This is a genomic window from Streptomyces sp. NPDC006739 (assembly GCF_042869815.1).
In the GTDB taxonomy this organism is placed as follows: Bacteria; Actinomycetota; Actinomycetes; order Streptomycetales; family Streptomycetaceae; genus Streptomyces.
Genome location: NZ_JBIAGM010000009.1, coordinates 59,435 through 74,406 on the forward strand (window position 1 = coordinate 59,435; position 14,972 = coordinate 74,406).

Annotated in this window: 17 protein-coding genes; 11 read left to right on the plus strand and 6 right to left on the minus strand. The window is 71.1% G+C overall.

Going from position 1 to position 14,972, the window contains the following annotated elements:
* Positions 1-76: 76 nt before the first annotated feature.
* From ACFYMM_RS19430 to ACFYMM_RS19440, 3 genes are read left to right on the plus strand one after another with little or no spacing between them, the layout of a single operon-like run.
* On the plus strand, positions 77-577 hold the full coding sequence (locus tag ACFYMM_RS19430) for a protein kinase (RefSeq protein ID WP_388388033.1): 501 nt from the start codon (positions 77-79) through the stop codon (positions 575-577).
* The gene (locus ACFYMM_RS19435; protein WP_388388035.1) at positions 501-752 is read left to right on the plus strand and encodes a hypothetical protein; all 252 of its coding nucleotides are present in this window, start codon (positions 501-503) and stop codon (positions 750-752) included. Before ACFYMM_RS19430 ends, ACFYMM_RS19435 begins: the two co-directional genes overlap by 77 nt.
* A 9-nt stretch (positions 753-761) precedes the next feature.
* Complete coding sequence (locus tag ACFYMM_RS19440) at positions 762-1,961, plus strand: flotillin family protein (protein WP_388388037.1); 1,200 nt, start codon at positions 762-764, stop codon at positions 1,959-1,961.
* A gap of 99 nt (positions 1,962-2,060) precedes the next feature.
* On the opposite strand, the gene ACFYMM_RS19445 is transcribed toward ACFYMM_RS19440, so the two are convergent.
* From ACFYMM_RS19445 to phoU, 3 genes are all read right to left on the minus strand, one after another.
* Entirely contained in the window at positions 2,061-2,309 is a 249-nt protein-coding gene (locus ACFYMM_RS19445; protein ID WP_388388040.1) for an SCO4226 family nickel-binding protein, read from the minus strand.
* An 88-nt stretch (positions 2,310-2,397) separates the two neighbouring features.
* On the minus strand, positions 2,398-2,553 hold the full coding sequence (locus ACFYMM_RS19450; RefSeq protein ID WP_388388042.1) for a hypothetical protein: 156 nt from the start codon (positions 2,551-2,553) through the stop codon (positions 2,398-2,400).
* 123 nt (positions 2,554-2,676) lie between these two features.
* Positions 2,677-3,366, minus strand: a complete 690-nt coding sequence (gene phoU, locus ACFYMM_RS19455) for a phosphate signaling complex protein PhoU (protein ID WP_388388044.1) — start codon at positions 3,364-3,366, stop codon at positions 2,677-2,679.
* A gap of 213 nt (positions 3,367-3,579) precedes the next feature.
* On the opposite strand from phoU, the gene ACFYMM_RS19460 reads away from it, so the two are divergent.
* The gene (locus ACFYMM_RS19460; protein WP_388388047.1) at positions 3,580-4,884 is read left to right on the plus strand and encodes a sensor histidine kinase; all 1,305 of its coding nucleotides are present in this window, start codon (positions 3,580-3,582) and stop codon (positions 4,882-4,884) included.
* On the plus strand, positions 4,881-5,561 hold the full coding sequence (locus ACFYMM_RS19465; RefSeq protein WP_010358452.1) for a response regulator transcription factor: 681 nt from the start codon (positions 4,881-4,883) through the stop codon (positions 5,559-5,561). Before ACFYMM_RS19460 ends, ACFYMM_RS19465 begins: the two co-directional genes overlap by 4 nt.
* 113 nt (positions 5,562-5,674) lie before the next feature.
* On the opposite strand, the gene ACFYMM_RS19470 is transcribed toward ACFYMM_RS19465, so the two are convergent.
* Positions 5,675-6,361, minus strand: coding sequence for a DUF461 domain-containing protein (locus ACFYMM_RS19470; protein WP_388388049.1), 687 nt, complete (start codon positions 6,359-6,361; stop codon positions 5,675-5,677).
* 614 nt (positions 6,362-6,975) lie between these two features.
* Between ACFYMM_RS19470 and ACFYMM_RS19475 the strand changes: the two genes are divergently transcribed.
* The 6 genes from ACFYMM_RS19475 to ACFYMM_RS19500 all read left to right on the plus strand — a co-directional run bounded on the left by ACFYMM_RS19475 (position 6,976) and on the right by ACFYMM_RS19500 (position 13,304).
* On the plus strand, positions 6,976-7,458 hold the full coding sequence (locus tag ACFYMM_RS19475; protein ID WP_003953493.1) for a CarD family transcriptional regulator: 483 nt from the start codon (positions 6,976-6,978) through the stop codon (positions 7,456-7,458).
* Between the two features lie 259 nt (positions 7,459-7,717).
* Positions 7,718-8,494, plus strand: a complete 777-nt coding sequence (gene ispD, locus ACFYMM_RS19480) for a 2-C-methyl-D-erythritol 4-phosphate cytidylyltransferase (RefSeq protein WP_388388051.1) — start codon at positions 7,718-7,720, stop codon at positions 8,492-8,494.
* Positions 8,484-8,990 (plus strand): 2-C-methyl-D-erythritol 2,4-cyclodiphosphate synthase, encoded by a 507-nt coding sequence (ispF, locus tag ACFYMM_RS19485; protein WP_388388053.1) that lies wholly within the window; start codon positions 8,484-8,486, stop codon positions 8,988-8,990. Before ispD ends, ispF begins: the two co-directional genes overlap by 11 nt.
* Positions 8,991-9,142: 152 nt before the next feature.
* Positions 9,143-10,546, plus strand: coding sequence for a cysteine--tRNA ligase (cysS, locus tag ACFYMM_RS19490; RefSeq protein ID WP_388388055.1), 1,404 nt, complete (start codon positions 9,143-9,145; stop codon positions 10,544-10,546).
* A gap of 85 nt (positions 10,547-10,631) precedes the next feature.
* Complete coding sequence (gene rlmB / locus ACFYMM_RS19495) at positions 10,632-11,573, plus strand: 23S rRNA (guanosine(2251)-2'-O)-methyltransferase RlmB (RefSeq protein WP_388388056.1); 942 nt, start codon at positions 10,632-10,634, stop codon at positions 11,571-11,573.
* A 123-nt stretch (positions 11,574-11,696) separates the two neighbouring features.
* Positions 11,697-13,304, plus strand: a complete 1,608-nt coding sequence (locus ACFYMM_RS19500; protein WP_388388058.1) for a DoxX family membrane protein — start codon at positions 11,697-11,699, stop codon at positions 13,302-13,304.
* A gap of 277 nt (positions 13,305-13,581) precedes the next feature.
* On the opposite strand, the gene ACFYMM_RS19505 is transcribed toward ACFYMM_RS19500, so the two are convergent.
* Both ACFYMM_RS19505 and ACFYMM_RS19510 read right to left on the minus strand, forming a co-directional pair.
* Positions 13,582-14,313: an NDP-sugar synthase gene (locus tag ACFYMM_RS19505; protein WP_388388061.1), complete on the minus strand. Its 732-nt coding sequence runs from the start codon at positions 14,311-14,313 to the stop codon at positions 13,582-13,584.
* 102 nt (positions 14,314-14,415) lie between these two features.
* A complete protein-coding gene (locus ACFYMM_RS19510; protein ID WP_388388063.1) occupies positions 14,416-14,859 on the minus strand; it encodes a hypothetical protein in 444 nt (147 codons plus the stop codon).
* Positions 14,860-14,972: the final 113 nt, after the last annotated feature.

Below are 14,972 nucleotides of genomic sequence, written 5' to 3' on the forward strand. Positions count from 1 at the left end.
CCTCCGCGACGGGGCGGGTCCGCCGACGTAGAACTGGCATACCTGCGGCACACCGGAGCTGGGAGGCTCCGATCACATGCGGTTGGTCGAGGGTGAGGATCTGCGCAGCAGGCTGCGCGACCGGGGCCCGTTGACGCTGTCGCAGACGACGGACATCCTCGCGCAGGTCGCCGACGCGCTCGACGCCGCCCACGGGGCCCACGTGACCCATCGGGACGTCAAGCCGTCGAACATCCTGCTCAGCAAGGGGCACGGCCCGGGGCAGGGCCACAGCGGCACGCCCTTCGTCTACCTGATCGACTTCGGCATCGCCCGTTCCGGCACCGGCACCACCCTCACCGCGCCCACCCAGGCCGCCGGAACCGCGGAGTACACAGCCGGGCCGTGCTGCGGCACCTCGGACGCTGAGCCCGCGCCTATTCCCCCCGCCCGTTGGGCCCTTGCCCCCGGTAGGTCTATCGTCGGACTACTGGGGGCTCGGACGAGGAGGACGGCCGGTGATGCCGCAGGACGAGGCCGTGATCGGCTGTACGGGGAAGGTGCTCATCGGTACGCGCGGCTCCGCCGGCCCCGGTGAGGTGCTGGTACGGGTCAGAGGCGGGTCCGAGACCTTCCTCGCCTGGTCCGAGGATCCCCTGCCCACGGGTGTGACAGTGCTCGTGATCGAATCACGTGGATGCCGCGAGGTCGGCGTCATCGAGTGGGTGGATCCATTGGACGCGCTCGGCGGCGACACCGCCGGCGCCGACTGAGGAGTAAGCATGTTCGGATACCGCGTTCCCGCCCCCGACGAGGCGATGTTGATCTCGGGCGGGCGGCGGGGCCTGGGGGGAGCGCCGTTCCGAGTGGTGACGGGGCACGGCAAGTTCGTGCTCCCGATCTTCCGAAAGACCCGTTTCCTCACCCTGTCGATGTGCGAGGCCGAGGTCACCGAGACCTGCGTGACCAAGCAGGGCATCGCCCTCCACGTCCGCGCCGTCATCGCCTTCAAGGTCGGCAACGACCACGAGAGCATCATCAACGCCGGCCAGCGCTTCCTCTCCGACCAGGACCAGATGTCGGTGCTGACCGGCCGGATCTTCGCCGGTCACCTGCGCGCCATCATCGGCTCGATGACGGTCGAGGAGATCGTCACCGAGCGGCAGAAGCTCGCCGCGGAGGTCCTCGACACGTCGAAGGTCGAGATGGCGAAGATCGGCCTGATCGTGGACTCGCTCCAGATCCAGTCGATCGACGACGGCGACGTCGGTTACATCGAGGCCATGTCCGCCCCGCACAAGGCCGCCATCCAGCGGCAGGCACAGATCGCCCAGGCGCAGGCCACCCAGGCCGCGGTCGAGGCGGAGCAGGCGGCGGCCCGTAAGCAGGCCGAGTACGCCCGGCAGACGGCCGTCGTCAAGGCCGAGTACTCGGCCGAGGTGGACCGCGCCCAGGCCGAGGCCGCCCAGGCCGGCCCGCTGGCCCAGGCCCACGCCCAGCAGGAGGTGCTCGCCGCCCAGACGGAACTGGCCCAGCGCCAGGCCAAGCTGCGCCAGCAGCAGCTGGTGGCGGAGGTCGTGAAGCCCGCCGAGGCCGAGGCCGAGCGGGTCAGGATCCTCGCCGCGGCCGAGGCGCAGCGCATGAAGATCCAGGCGGAGGCCGCGGCCTCCTACGACCGGGTCGCGCTCGACCGGATGCTGATCGACCAGCTCCCGCAGATCGTGAAGGAGGCGGCGGGTGGTCTGGCCGGCGCCAACGTCAACGTCCTGAACGGCGCGGACGGTCTCGGTGAGATCGCCGCCGGTCTGGTGTCCCAGGGCCTGACGATCCTCGACTCGGTCCGGCAGAACCTGGGCGGCCAGGACTCCGACAACCGCCGTTCCGAGGACCGCGACGGCGGCGGCAACGGCGGCAGCGCCCTGATCCAGTTGCCGTCCAGCAAGGAGAAGAAGTCGAACGACGGCCCCGTAGGCCTCGACTAGACGAAGCCCGGACGTGACGAAGCCGGACGTGACGAAGCCCGGACGTGACGAAGCCCCCGTGCGCGGCGTACGCCGAAGGCCGGGGGCTTCTGTCGCAGGTCAGATCACCAGCGGTACCGGATGGATCTCGTCCGCCTTGTGCCCCGCGCGTTCGTGGACGCGCTGGACCGCTTCGGCCGAGGGTGCCTCCGAGAGGCAGTAGACCGTTCCGGAGTCGGGGTCCGCCCAGGCGGTCTCGAAGTGGACGCCCTCTTCCTTCTCTATGGCGATGTCGGCCTGGTGCGCCTGTTGCAGCTGGTCGGCGGTGATGCCCGTCATGCCGTGATGGACGTCCATGAACTTGGCCATGGGTGCCACCTCCTTCTCCCTCTACACAGCCATGCTGCGCTCCTGGCGGACGGGGCGCAGCACGGACGAGGAAGCGCCGTCGCGGCGGTCAGCCGCACTGGCAGGGGTTGCCCGCCTGGCAGCCGCAGCCGCAGCCGGAGCCGCAGCCGCAGGCGCCGACGAGCGGAAGGCTCGTGATCTCGGTGGGCTGGTCGGTGTCGAGCTGCCGCGTGGGGTCGGGCGTGGTGCTGGGGGATTCGGCCATGGTTCCTCCCAGAGGCTGGGGCCGGGTGCCTTCGCCCATCCCATGCCCGCTACGGCGACCTCCTCAACGGCGCACCGACGGCGCACGGAGGCGCTCGCCCCGGCAGGGCTGTGCCCGGCAGGGCTACGCGCCCTCCGCCCCCGTAGCCGGGTGGATGTCCGTCTGGAGGTCGTCCGCGTGTTCGCCCGTCACCAGGTAGACGACGCGCTTGGCGACGGCCACGGCGTGGTCGGCGTAGCGCTCGTAGTAGCGGCCGAGCAGGGTGACGTCGACCGCGGTCTCGATGCCGTGCTTCCAGCGGTCGTCGATCAGGTGCTGGAACAGGGTGCGGTGCAGCAGGTCCATCTCGTCGTCGTCCTGCTCCAGCTGGAGGGCCAGGTCGACGTCCTTCGTGACGATCACCTCGGCGGCCTTCGCCATCAGGCGCTGCGCGAGCTGGCCCATCTCCAGGATGGTCGCGTGCAGGTCGTGCGGGACCGCCCGGTTCGGGAAACGCAGCCGGGCGAGCTTCGCCACGTGCTGGGCGAGGTCGCCGGAGCGCTCCAGGTCGGCCGACATGCGCAGGGAGGTGACGACGATCCGCAGATCCGTGGCCACCGGCTGCTGGCGCGCCAGCAGCGCTATCGCCCGTGCCTCCAGCTCGTGCTGCAGCTCGTCGACCTTCTGGTCCGCCTCGATGACACTCTCGGCCAGCTTGAGGTCGGAGTCGAGGATGGCCGTCGTGGCGCGCCCGATCGCCGACCCGACGAGCCGGGCCATCTCCACCAGACCGTCGCCGATCGAGTCCAGTTCCTCGTGGTACGCGTCCCGCATCAGGGTTCCCTCTCGTACGTGTGCTGTGCTTCGGCAAAACGTGGCGCAACCAGCGGTGCGAACCCCACGCTCCCACGTTCGGGTCCCTACGCGTCCGTTTCTGCCACCCCAAATGAACCATCACTGGCTCCAAGGTGAACTCTGGGCGACGAGTGTTCGAGGTCGCACCCCGACGGCTGTGGTCATGTCGTACCCCATGCCTAACCTGGACGCATGGACGTGAACGCGGCGGTCGCCGCAGCGGCAGCGATCGCCGGGGTGCTCACCGGTGTCATCGCCATGCTGGCGTTCCGCTGGAGCGAACGCGACCAGAAGCGACCGACCAGGACTTCCTTGCATACCGATCCCGTACTCCCGCCCGGCGTCGACACCGTCCTCTCGGTGCTGCGCTCCTCCGCCGTCGTCCTCGACGAGGCCGACGCCGTCGTCAAGGCCAGCTCCGCCGCCTACGCCCTCGGGCTGGTGCGGGGCGGCAAGCTCTCCGTCGAACCCATGCTGCAGATGGCCCGCGACACCAGACGGGACGGGGAGATACGGCAGGTCGAGCTGGACCTGCCGAGGAGAGGCACCGGACGCGGGGAGGCCCTCGCCGTGTCCGCGCGCGTGGCGCCGCTCGGCTCCCGGCTCGTGCTGCTCCTCGTCGAGGACCTCACCGAGGCCCGCCGCATCGAGGCCGTACGACGTGACTTCGTCGCGAACGTCAGCCATGAGCTGAAGACACCGGTCGGCGCGCTCTCCCTGCTCTCCGAGGCCGTCATGGACGCCTCCGACGACCCCGAGGCCGTAGAGCGCTTCGCCGGCCGTATGCAGATCGAGGCGACCCGGCTGACCAATCTGGTCCAGGAGCTGATCGACCTCTCGCGGGTGCAGAACGACGACCCGCTGGAGGACGCCGAACCCGTCCGGGTGGACGAGCTGGTGGCCGAGGCCATCGACCGCTGCCGGCACCAGGCGGGCGCCAAGCAGATCACCATGGCCTCGAACGTATGGGCGCCCGAAGGGCCCGATCAGGGTGGTGGCGGGCGACGGGCGGGCGGCACCGCCGACCTGCACGTCTGGGGCAACCGCGGACAGCTCGCCGCCGCCCTCGGCAACCTGGTCGAGAACGCCGTGAACTACAGCCCCGCCCGCACCCGCGTCGGCATAGCCGCCCGCCGGGTCGGCGCGCCGGGCGGCGACCTGATCGAGCTGGCCGTCACCGACCAGGGCATCGGCATCTCGGAAAAGGACAAGGAGCGCGTCTTCGAGCGCTTCTACCGCGTCGACCCGGCCCGTTCCCGGGCCACCGGCGGCACCGGCCTCGGTCTCGCCATCGTCAAGCACGTGGCCGCCTCGCACGGCGGGGAGGTCACGGTGTGGAGCGCCGAAGGCCAGGGCTCCACCTTCACTCTGCGGCTGCCGGAGGCGGGTGCGGCCCGCGACCGCGCCCAGCAGCACCCCGACCTCGACGAAGAGGCCGGGCGTCCCACCGAGTCATCCCCGTACGAACCGCTTCCCGCCCCGGAGGTCCTTCCGTGACCCGAGTGCTCGTCGTCGAGGACGAGGAGTCCTTCTCCGACGCCCTGTCCTACATGCTCCGCAAGGAGGGCTTCGAGGTCGCCGTCGCGGCCACCGGGCCCGACGGCCTCGACGAGTTCGAGCGCAACGGCGCCGACCTCGTCCTGCTCGACCTGATGCTGCCGGGCCTGCCCGGCACGGAGGTCTGCCGTCAGCTGCGCGGCCGGTCCAACGTCCCCGTGATCATGGTCACCGCCAAGGACAGCGAGATCGACAAGGTCGTCGGCCTGGAGATAGGGGCGGACGACTACGTCACCAAGCCCTTCTCCTCGCGTGAGCTGGTCGCCCGCATCCGGGCCGTGCTGCGCCGGCGCGGCGAGCCGGAGGAGGTCACCCCGGCGGCGCTGGAGGCGGGTCCGGTCCGCATGGACGTCGACCGTCACGTGGTGACGGTGTCCGGCTCCAAGGTCGACCTTCCCCTCAAGGAGTTCGACCTGCTGGAGATGCTGCTGCGCAACGCCGGCCGGGTCCTGACCCGTATGCAGCTCATCGACCGGGTCTGGGGCGCCGACTACGTGGGCGACACCAAGACCCTCGACGTCCACGTCAAGCGGCTGCGCGCCAAGATCGAGCCGGACCCGGGCGCCCCGCGCTACCTGGTGACGGTGCGGGGGCTCGGCTACAAGTTCGAGCCGTAGGCCGCGAGCGAGCGCCGGTGAAGGGCGGCACCCCGGCCGGGGTGCCGCCCTTCACCGTGCGTGAGACCGACGCGTGAGACCGACGCGTGAGTACGACAGTCCGGGCCGCCGGGTCAGCGGCCCGCCGCCGACTGCGACGCGGAGTCGCTCGGGGTCGCGGCCGTGCCGGTGGGCGCGGTCGCCGTGGCGGAGGCCGTGGAGCCCTTCCCCGGCTTCTTCGGGGCGTGCGACGGCTTGGCGCCCGGGACGCCGGAGGCCGACACGGAGGCGGAGGCGGAGGGCGACGGGATCTCGCTCGGGCCCCACTTGGTGAAGTAGCTCTCGGCCGGGACGACGAAGGCGCGCAGGCTCACCGCACCGGTCTGGCTGAGGGTGAAGGTGATCTTCTGCGCGTTGCCGTCCTGGACCGCGTCGCGGCTGCTGGAGAGCACCGCGGAGGCGTTGTTCCGGCCGCCGAGCACCAGCGAGCCGTGGGCCGGGACGGTGAGGCTGCCGCCCTTGGCCGCCGTCAGCTGGGCGCTCTTGCCGGTGGCGTCGACGGTGATCGACTGGAGGGTCTCGTCGGTCTTGCCGGAGTTGAACAGGGTGGCGGAGATCACGGCCGGACCGTTCGACTGCAGGTCGGGCTGGGTGATGACGACCGCGTTCTGGATCTTGATGGTCCCGGCCGTGATCGCCGCGTTGTCCGGCTTGATCTGCAGCGTCTGGGAGTCGTTTCCGGCGCCGCAGGCGGCGAGCGAGGCGATCGAGAAGGCGATGGCGGAGGCGGCGAGGGCGCCGCGTCGAAGGCTGCTGCTCACGGCGGCGGCAACTCCTTGAACGCAGGGGCGACCTCCTTATAAAGCCGCCCTAAGTGTCTGTCAGCGCGCTCAGGTTACCGAGCCGTTCCCGAGGCGCCGCACCCGACCCTCCCCCAAGCGCCGGGCTTCCCTCCTGCAGGGGGTACCCCGGCACTCACGAGTGACTCCCGGGTCACATTGGCCGGCGCTCGTACGCCATTCACATAACGAGGCCGCAAGACCGCCCGCAAGACCGCCCGCAAAATTTCCGTGAAGGAATGCGCGGGCACCCCGGAATTGATCACGTACCGCTCAGTCGGACGCTCGTGATCAATTCCGGAAACGGCGCGGACCCGACTCCGCCCACCGAACGGAGTAGCGGAAGTCGCACACCTGGAACTGGACAAATCGGGATGTTCGGCCACTTGGAAGAGCCTCCGACGGTACGTGACGGGCGCGTTTCACCCTGCCCGGAGAGCCGCTCCGACCTGCGAATACCTGCTTCCGCCGACCTTCCGAAGCACGTTCCTGTCGCTGTTGTCAAGCCCCGAGATATGCCCTGACCTGCGAAAACGCCATTCAGAACCCGCAGTTTCCGTGTTACCCTGGATAGCCACGGAAGGGGTACCTGTCACATGACGTTCAAGGTTGGCGACACCGTGGTCTATCCCCATCACGGGGCCGCGCTGATCGAGGCCATCGAAACTCGCCAGATCAAAGGCGTGGACAAGACCTACTTGGTGCTGAAGGTCGCCCAGGGTGACCTGACGGTACGTGTGCCAGCGGACAATGCGGAGTTCGTCGGCGTACGTGATGTGGTCGGTCAGGACGGGCTGGACCGGGTCTTCGAGGTGCTGCGCGCGCCGTACGCCGAGGAGCCCACGAACTGGTCGCGTCGATACAAGGCAAACCTGGAGAAGCTCGCCTCCGGCGATGTCATCAAGGTCGCGGAAGTAGTGCGTGACCTGTGGCGTCGTGAGCGCGAGCGTGGACTCTCCGCCGGTGAGAAGCGCATGCTCGCCAAGGCCCGCCAGATTCTGGTGAGCGAGCTGGCGCTCGCGGAGAACACGAACGAGGACAAGGCCGAGGCCCTGCTCGACGAGGTCCTCGCGTCCTGACGCGCGGTCGGCAGGCCACACCCTCTGCTCTCAGCACGCAGGCAGCACACTGAAATGCCGCGGTGCCCGATGACACTCACCTGTCGCCGGGCGCTGCGGCATGTTCGTTCCCGGATCTGGCATGAGGCCCGATACTTGGCGTGCCGGGCCCGGGCAGCAGGCTCGACCAGGGTCACGGAAGGGTCCGGTCAAGGCGTCGCGCCCGGCACTTCCCAGGCCATACCCAGATAGGCCGAGCACACAAACCTGACAGGAACCGATGTCTGACGATTCGCGCCCTTCGCTCGCGCCGACGCCCGTCGCCGCCGTGATTCCGGCCGCCGGCCGGGGCGTACGCCTCGGTCCGGGCGCCCCCAAGGCGCTCCGCGCGCTGAGCGGCACACCCATGCTCATCCACGCGGTCCGCGCGCTCGCCGCGTCCCGCGCGGTCTCCCTGGTGATCGTCGTCGCCCCGCCCGACGGCGCCGCCGAGGTCAAGTCCCTGCTCGACGCGTACGCGCTGCCCGGCGGCACACCCGGCGGCGGCCGGGGGAGCACCGACTTCCTGGTCGTCCCCGGCGGGGACAGCCGCCAGGAGTCGGTCAAGCTCGGCCTCGACGCCCTCCCGCCCGAGTACGGCGTCGTCCTCGTCCACGACGCCGCCCGCCCCCTCGTCCCCGTGGACACGGTCGACGCCGTCATCGAGGCCGTACGCGACGGCGCCCCCGCCGTGGTCCCCGCGCTGCCGCTCGCCGACACCGTCAAGGAGGTCGAGCCCGCCACCACGCCCGGCGACCCCGAGCCGGTCGTGTCCACCCCCGAGCGCGCCCGGCTGCGCGCCGTCCAGACCCCCCAGGGTTTCGACCGCGCCACCCTCGTCCGCGCGCACGAGACGGTCACCGACGACGTCACCGACGACGCCGGCATGGTCGAGCGGCTCGGCCTCACCGTCGTGGCCGTCCTCGGTCACGAGGAGGCCTTCAAGGTCACCCGCCCCCTGGACCTGGTCCTCGCCGAGGCCGTCCTGGCCCGCCGGAGGCTGAACGATGGCTTCTGAACCGCTGCTCCCGCAGGTCGGCATCGGCACCGACATCCACGCCTTCGAGGACGGCCGCGAACTGTGGTGCGCCGGCCTGAGATGGGACGACCAGGGCCCCGGCCTGGCCGGCCACTCCGACGCCGACGTCGTCGCCCACGCCGCCTGCAACGCCCTCTTCTCCGCCGCCGGACTCGGCGACCTGGGGCAGCACTTCGGCACCGGACGCCCCGAATGGTCCGGCGCCTCCGGGGTCACCCTGCTGACCGAGGCTGCGCGGATCGTGCGCGCGGCCGGCTTCGTCATCGGGAACATCGCCGTCCAGGTCGTCGGCCCCCGGCCGAAGATCGGCAAGCGCCGCGAGGAGGCCCAGAAGATCCTCTCGGCGGCCGCCGGAGCACCGGTGTCCGTGTCCGGCGCCACCACCGACGGCCTCGGCTTCCCCGGCCGCGGCGAGGGACTGATGGCGGTGGCCACCGCACTGGTCGCGCGAACGGCCGCCCCGGCACCGAACTGACGGCACCGAACTGACGGCACCGAGCCGGCGGCACGGAACCGACGGCACCGAAGCGAAAGCACCGGGCCGCGCCGGGCCGACGGCCCGACGGCCGGGCCCAGATGTTGTAAGACCGGTGCAATGCACTATGTCCGGCCCACTACCCTGGAGTGGTGACCATTCGCCTGTACGACACCAGCGCCCGGCAGATCCGTGACTTCACCCCGCTCACGCCGGGTTGTGTCTCGATCTACCTCTGTGGCGCCACCGTGCAGGCGGCACCGCACATCGGTCACATCCGCTCGGGCCTGAACTTCGACATCATGCGCCGCTGGTTCGCCCACCGCGGCTACGAGGTGACCTTCGTCCGGAACGTCACCGACATCGACGACAAGATCATCGCCAAGGCGGCCGAACAGGGCCGCCCCTGGTGGTCCATCGGCTACGAGAACGAGCGCGCCTTCAACAACGGCTACCGCACCCTCGGATGCCTGCCGCCGACGTACGAACCGCGCGCCACCGGCCACGTGCCCGAGATGGTCGAGATGATGCAGGGCCTCATCGAACGCGGCCACGCCTACGAGGCGGACGGCAACGTCTACTTCGACGTGCGCTCCTACCCCGCCTACCTGGAACTGTCCCGGCAGGAGCTGGACAGCCTGCTGCAGCCCTCCGGAACGGGCGAGACCGGCAAGCGCGACCCGCGTGACTTCGCCATGTGGAAGGCCGCCAAGCCCGGCGAGCCGACCTGGCCCACCCCGTGGGGGCCCGGCCGCCCCGGCTGGCACCTGGAGTGCTCGGCCATGGCGCACAAATACCTCGGCACCGCCTTCGACATCCACGGCGGCGGCCTCGACCTCATCTTCCCGCACCACGAGAACGAGATCGCCCAGGCCAAGGCCTACGGCGACGACTTCGCCCAGTACTGGGTGCACAACGCCTGGGTCACCATGGCCGGCGACAAGATGTCCAAGTCGCTGGGCAACTCGGTGCTCGTCTCCGAGATGGTCAAGCAGTGGCGGCCCATCGTGCTGCGCTACTACCTGGGCACCCCGCACTACCGGTCGATGATCGAGTACAGCGAAGAGGCCCTGCGCGAGGCCGAGTCGGCGTTCGCGCGGATCGAGGGATTCGTGCAGCGCGTGGTGGAGAAGGCCGGGGGAGTCGTCGAACCCGCCGCCGAGGTCCCGCCCGCCTTCGCCGAGGCCATGGACGACGACCTGGGCGTCCCGCAGGCACTCGCCGTCGTGCACACCACCGTCCGGCAGGGCAACTCCGCCCTCGCCGCCGACGACAAGGAAGCCGCCGTCGCCCGCCTCGCCGAGGTACGGGCCATGCTCGGCGTCCTCGGCCTCGACCCGCTCGACGCCCAGTGGGCCGGCGACAGCGCCGACCGGGGCGAGGACCTCCACGGCGTCGTCGACAGCCTGGTACGACTCGTCCTCGACCAGCGGGAGGCGGCCCGTTCCCGAAAGGACTGGGCCACCGCGGACGCCATCCGCGACCAGCTCAACCAGTCCGGCCTCACCATCGAGGACGGTCCGCAGGGCCCCCGCTGGAGCCTCGGCCCCCGCTGAGCCCGCTTGATCAAGTGTGCCGCTCGGCTCTCCGGGCGGCACACTGCATACGTACGCACGCACGCTTCACGAAGACAGGTAGGTCATGGCCACTAACAACCGCCGCATGTCCGGCAAGAAGGGCGCGCAGGTCGGCAGTGGTGGCCAGCGGCGCAAGGGTCTCGAGGGCAAGGGGCCCACCCCGCCCGCCGAGATGCGCAAGGGCCACAAGAAGAACCGCGTCGCCAACGCCAAGGCGAAGCAGGCCGTACGCCGTCCCACGCCCCGCGGCCGCGGCGGCAGGTCGTCCAGCGAGCTGGTCGTCGGCCGCAACCCGGTCGTCGAGGCGCTGCGCGAGGGCGTGCCCGCGAGCACCCTCTACGTCCAGCAGTTCATCGACAACGACGAGCGCGTCCGCGAGGCACTCCAGCTCGCCGCCGAGCGCGGCGGCATCAACCTCATGGAGGCCCCGCGCCCCGAGCTGGACCGCATGACCAACGGGCTCAACCACCAGGGTCTGGTCCTCCAGGTCCCGCCGTACGAGTACGCCCACCCCGAGGACCTCGCCCAGGCCGCGTACGACGACGGCGAGGACCCGCTGATCGTGGCGCTGGACGGCGTGACCGACCCGCGCAACCTCGGCGCCGTCGTCCGCTCCGTCTCCGCCTTCGGCGGCCACGGCGTCCTCGTCCCCGAGCGCCGCGCGGCCGGCATGACCGCCGGCGCCTGGAAGACCTCCGCCGGTACGGCCGCCCGTACGCCCGTCGCCCGCGCCACCAACCTGACGCGCGCCCTGGAGTCGTACAAGAAGGCGGGCATCACGGTCGTCGGCCTCGCCGCCGACGGAGAAGCCGAACTCGGCGACCTGGCGGCCCTGGACGGTCCCGTCGTCATCGTCGTCGGCAGCGAGGGCAAGGGCCTGTCCCGGCTGGTCGGCGAAACCTGCGACCACCGGGTGCGGATCCCGATGCCGGGCGGTGCCGAGTCGCTCAACGCCGGTGTCGCGGCGGGCATCGTCCTCTACGAGGCGGCCCGTCGCCGCTCCTGAACAGCCGTGCGCCCATTCACCTGTGCGGGGTAATTCCGGCGTCCAGGACATCCTTGACGCGGTCCGGACACATCCGACGCGTCAAGGCAGTGTCCTAACACCACGTCGCTCGGTTACATCAGCGTGGACACCAGAACACCCCGCACACCCACGGGGGACGGCCCGTCGGGATACGACGACGCTCCCGCGCTGAGCATGGTGAAGGTGCCGAGCGATCCGGCGCAGGTCATCGTCAGCCACGCGAGCTTCCGCGTGCAGCTGGGCGCCTCGACACGGCGGACCCAGTCGCCCCGCATCGCCCGTCACCTGAGCGCCACCGAGGACACCGCCCGCATCCCGGTCGTCGGCACGGCGGGGGCGGCCCCCGGCCGCCGCCGTCCCGTCGTCTGGAGCGGCCGGTCCGCCCCCGACGACACCGGCGCCCACCGGCTCCTCCAGGCGGTGCGGGGCGGCAGCGTCCGCCACGCCGACGAACCCGCCGAGGCTGGCGCCACCCAGGTCATCCCCCGCGTCGACGACACCGGTTACGACGACGGCTACGACGACCTCGGTCACACCGCCGACACCCCGCTCGTGGGACACCAGCGCACCCCCGGCGCCGGCGGGACCCGGCTCCTGCCCCATATGCGCACCGTCGGCAGCGCCTACGACGAACCCGCCTACCCCGACCAGGAGTTCGAGGACTTCGACGAGCCCGACGAGGTCATCACCGACCCCTCGGCCAGGCGCAACGGCGACGATCCGGCCCGGCACGCCTACTTCCCGGGCCGCCGGATGAACCTGGGCGTGGTCCTCCTCCCGCTCCGCGTCTTCCTCGGCTTCATCTCCATCTACGCCGGCATGGGCAAGCTCTGCGACCCCGTCTACTTCGACGGCGGCAAGCGCGGCTCCATGGTCAAGTGGCTCAACACCCTGCACCCGTGGGAAGTCGCCGAGCCACTGCGCCAGTTCGCCCTCCAGCACCCCGTCGGCTCCGGACTGGTCATCGCCTTCGCGCAGGTCGTCGTCGGCGTCCTGACGGTCCTCGGCTGCTGGCAGCGGGTCGCCGCCGTCTTCGGCGCGCTGCTGTCCGCCGCGCTCATCGTCACGGTCAGCTGGAAGACCGTCCCCGCCTACGACGCCCCCGACATCATCTACCTCGCCGCCTGGTCCCCGCTGATCATCGCCGGCGCCCCCGTCTACTCCGTCGACGGCCGCCTCGCAGGCAACGCCTGGCGCACTCTCGGCCCCCGCTCCGACATCTGGGAACTGCGCAGCTACGTGCTGCGCCGCGGCGCCCTCGTCACCGCCGTCTCCGTCGGCCTCACCCTCCTGATCGGCTCGCTGCTCGGCGGTGCCGTCCGCGACTCCAGCCGTGTGATCGTCCCCGGCCCCGGCGAGGCCCCGCGCAACAACCTGCCCGGCACCCCGCTGCCCGGCACCCCCGGCACCCGGCACCGGCACACCCCGGCCGCCTCCACCCCGCCCCGCGGCGGCGCCACGACCGGCAGCGCCGGCCCCTCCGGTCCCGCGACCACACCGGGCGCGGCCCACTCCTCCGGTACGACCACCACCCCGAGCCAGACCCAGGGCACCACGGGCCAGGCCCCGCCCCGCCACACCACCCCCACCGGCCAGTCCCCGACCACAGCGGGCCCCACCGGCGGCGCCCCGACCGGCTCGACGGGCGGCAGCGGCGGCGGCTCGTCCTCGTCCGGCCAGCCGGGCCTCGTGGGCGGCCTGCTCGGCTAGTGCTGCGACCGGAAAGGTTCACCGGCTCGCGACGCCCGGCACGGCACTCCCCCAGCCTTCGGCCGGGGGTACCCCCACGCCGCGTTGTCGCATCACCCGAGTACATCCAGTACGCGGGCGACGCTCCGCCTTGCGATGCACCGCACCGGACGCCGCGAGCTTCTCGGCAAACCTTTCCGGTCACAGCACTAGCCCACCGACCACGGAAAGGGGCCCCGCACCTGTGGTGCGGGGCCCCTTTCCCGTCCGGCGGCCGAACCGGCGCCCGGACGCGGCGTCAGCGTCCGAGCGCCGCCAGTTCCTTCGCCGCCTCGGTCAGGTCCTTGGCCGTGTCGATCGCCCGCCAGTACGCGCCCTGCGGGATCGTGAACCCGGCCAGCCGCCGCTCACGCGCCAGCCCCGGGAACGTCGTCCGCTCGTGGTCGCCCCGGTCGGGGAGCAGGGCGGCGAACTCGGACGAGAAGACGTACACACCCGCGTTGATCTCGAAGGTGGACGGCGGTGCCTCGATGAAGTCCGTGATGTGCCCGAAGCCGTCCGTCTGCACGGCCCCCCACGGAATGCGCGGCCGGGCCAGCGCCAGGGTCGCCACCGCGTCCCGCTCGGTGTGGAAGTCGGCCATGTCACGCAGCGAGAAGCGGGTCCAGATGTCGCCGTTGGTGGCGAACCAGGGCTGGTCGGGGCGGGGCAGATGCGCGGCGGCGTACTTCAGGCCGCCACCGCGGCCGAGGGGCTCGGTCTCCACGACCGTGGTGACGGACACCGGCAGATCGGCCGAGTCCAGCCACTTCTGCAGAACTTCGGCGAGGTGGCCGCAGGAGACCACCACGTCCGTCACGCCCTCCTCGGCGAGCCAGGTCAGCTGGTGGCCGATGATCGGAGTGCCCGTGCCGGGGATCTCGACCATCGGCTTGGGCCGGTCGTCGGTGTACGGGCGCAGCCGAGAGCCCTGGCCACCGGCCAGGACCACGGCTTGAGTGGGGCGCAACGCGGCGCTCGGATGGGTCATGACCGAACTGTACGTGCGCCCAGCTCACGACTTTCGCGCGCGACCGCCTCCTTATGGAGCCGTTACCAACTTCCCAACCGGGATTCGCCCCGGCGGGCCCGCTCAGCCGCGTCCGGCCAGCACGCCAGAGGCGAAGGAGGTGTCGCACACCGGGCGGGCGTACGACTGCGCGCGCGAGACGCCGTACCTGCGCACCGCGGCCTTGCCCAGGGCACGGGCGATGGACGTGCAGTGCCGCGCCAGCGCGGGGTGGCCGTTGACGGCCTGCTGGAGGTGGGTGAGGACCTGCCCGGGGTTCTTGTCCTGCAGCTCGGTGACCAGCTGGTCGCGCAGCACGTCCTGCGGGGCACGGCCGAGATCCCTGGTGGAGACGTCCGAGGCGGTGAGCACCGAGCTGGCCGGGCTCCCCGTCCAGTTGACCCGGGTGACCGCGAGGGTCCCCGAGAGCACCAGGACGACGGGCAGGACGAGGGCGAGGGTGCGGCCGATCCGGCGGGCAGGGCCCCGGTGGCCGCTTCGCGTCTGTTGGGTGGTGGAGTGCTTCACGCGTGTGAGGGTAGCGTGCGGTAATGATTTGGCGACATTTAGTCACCGGTTCGGGGGATGGGAGAGGGCCACTTTTTGGGTAGGGGGTTGACGTACGCCGGTCGAAATACACC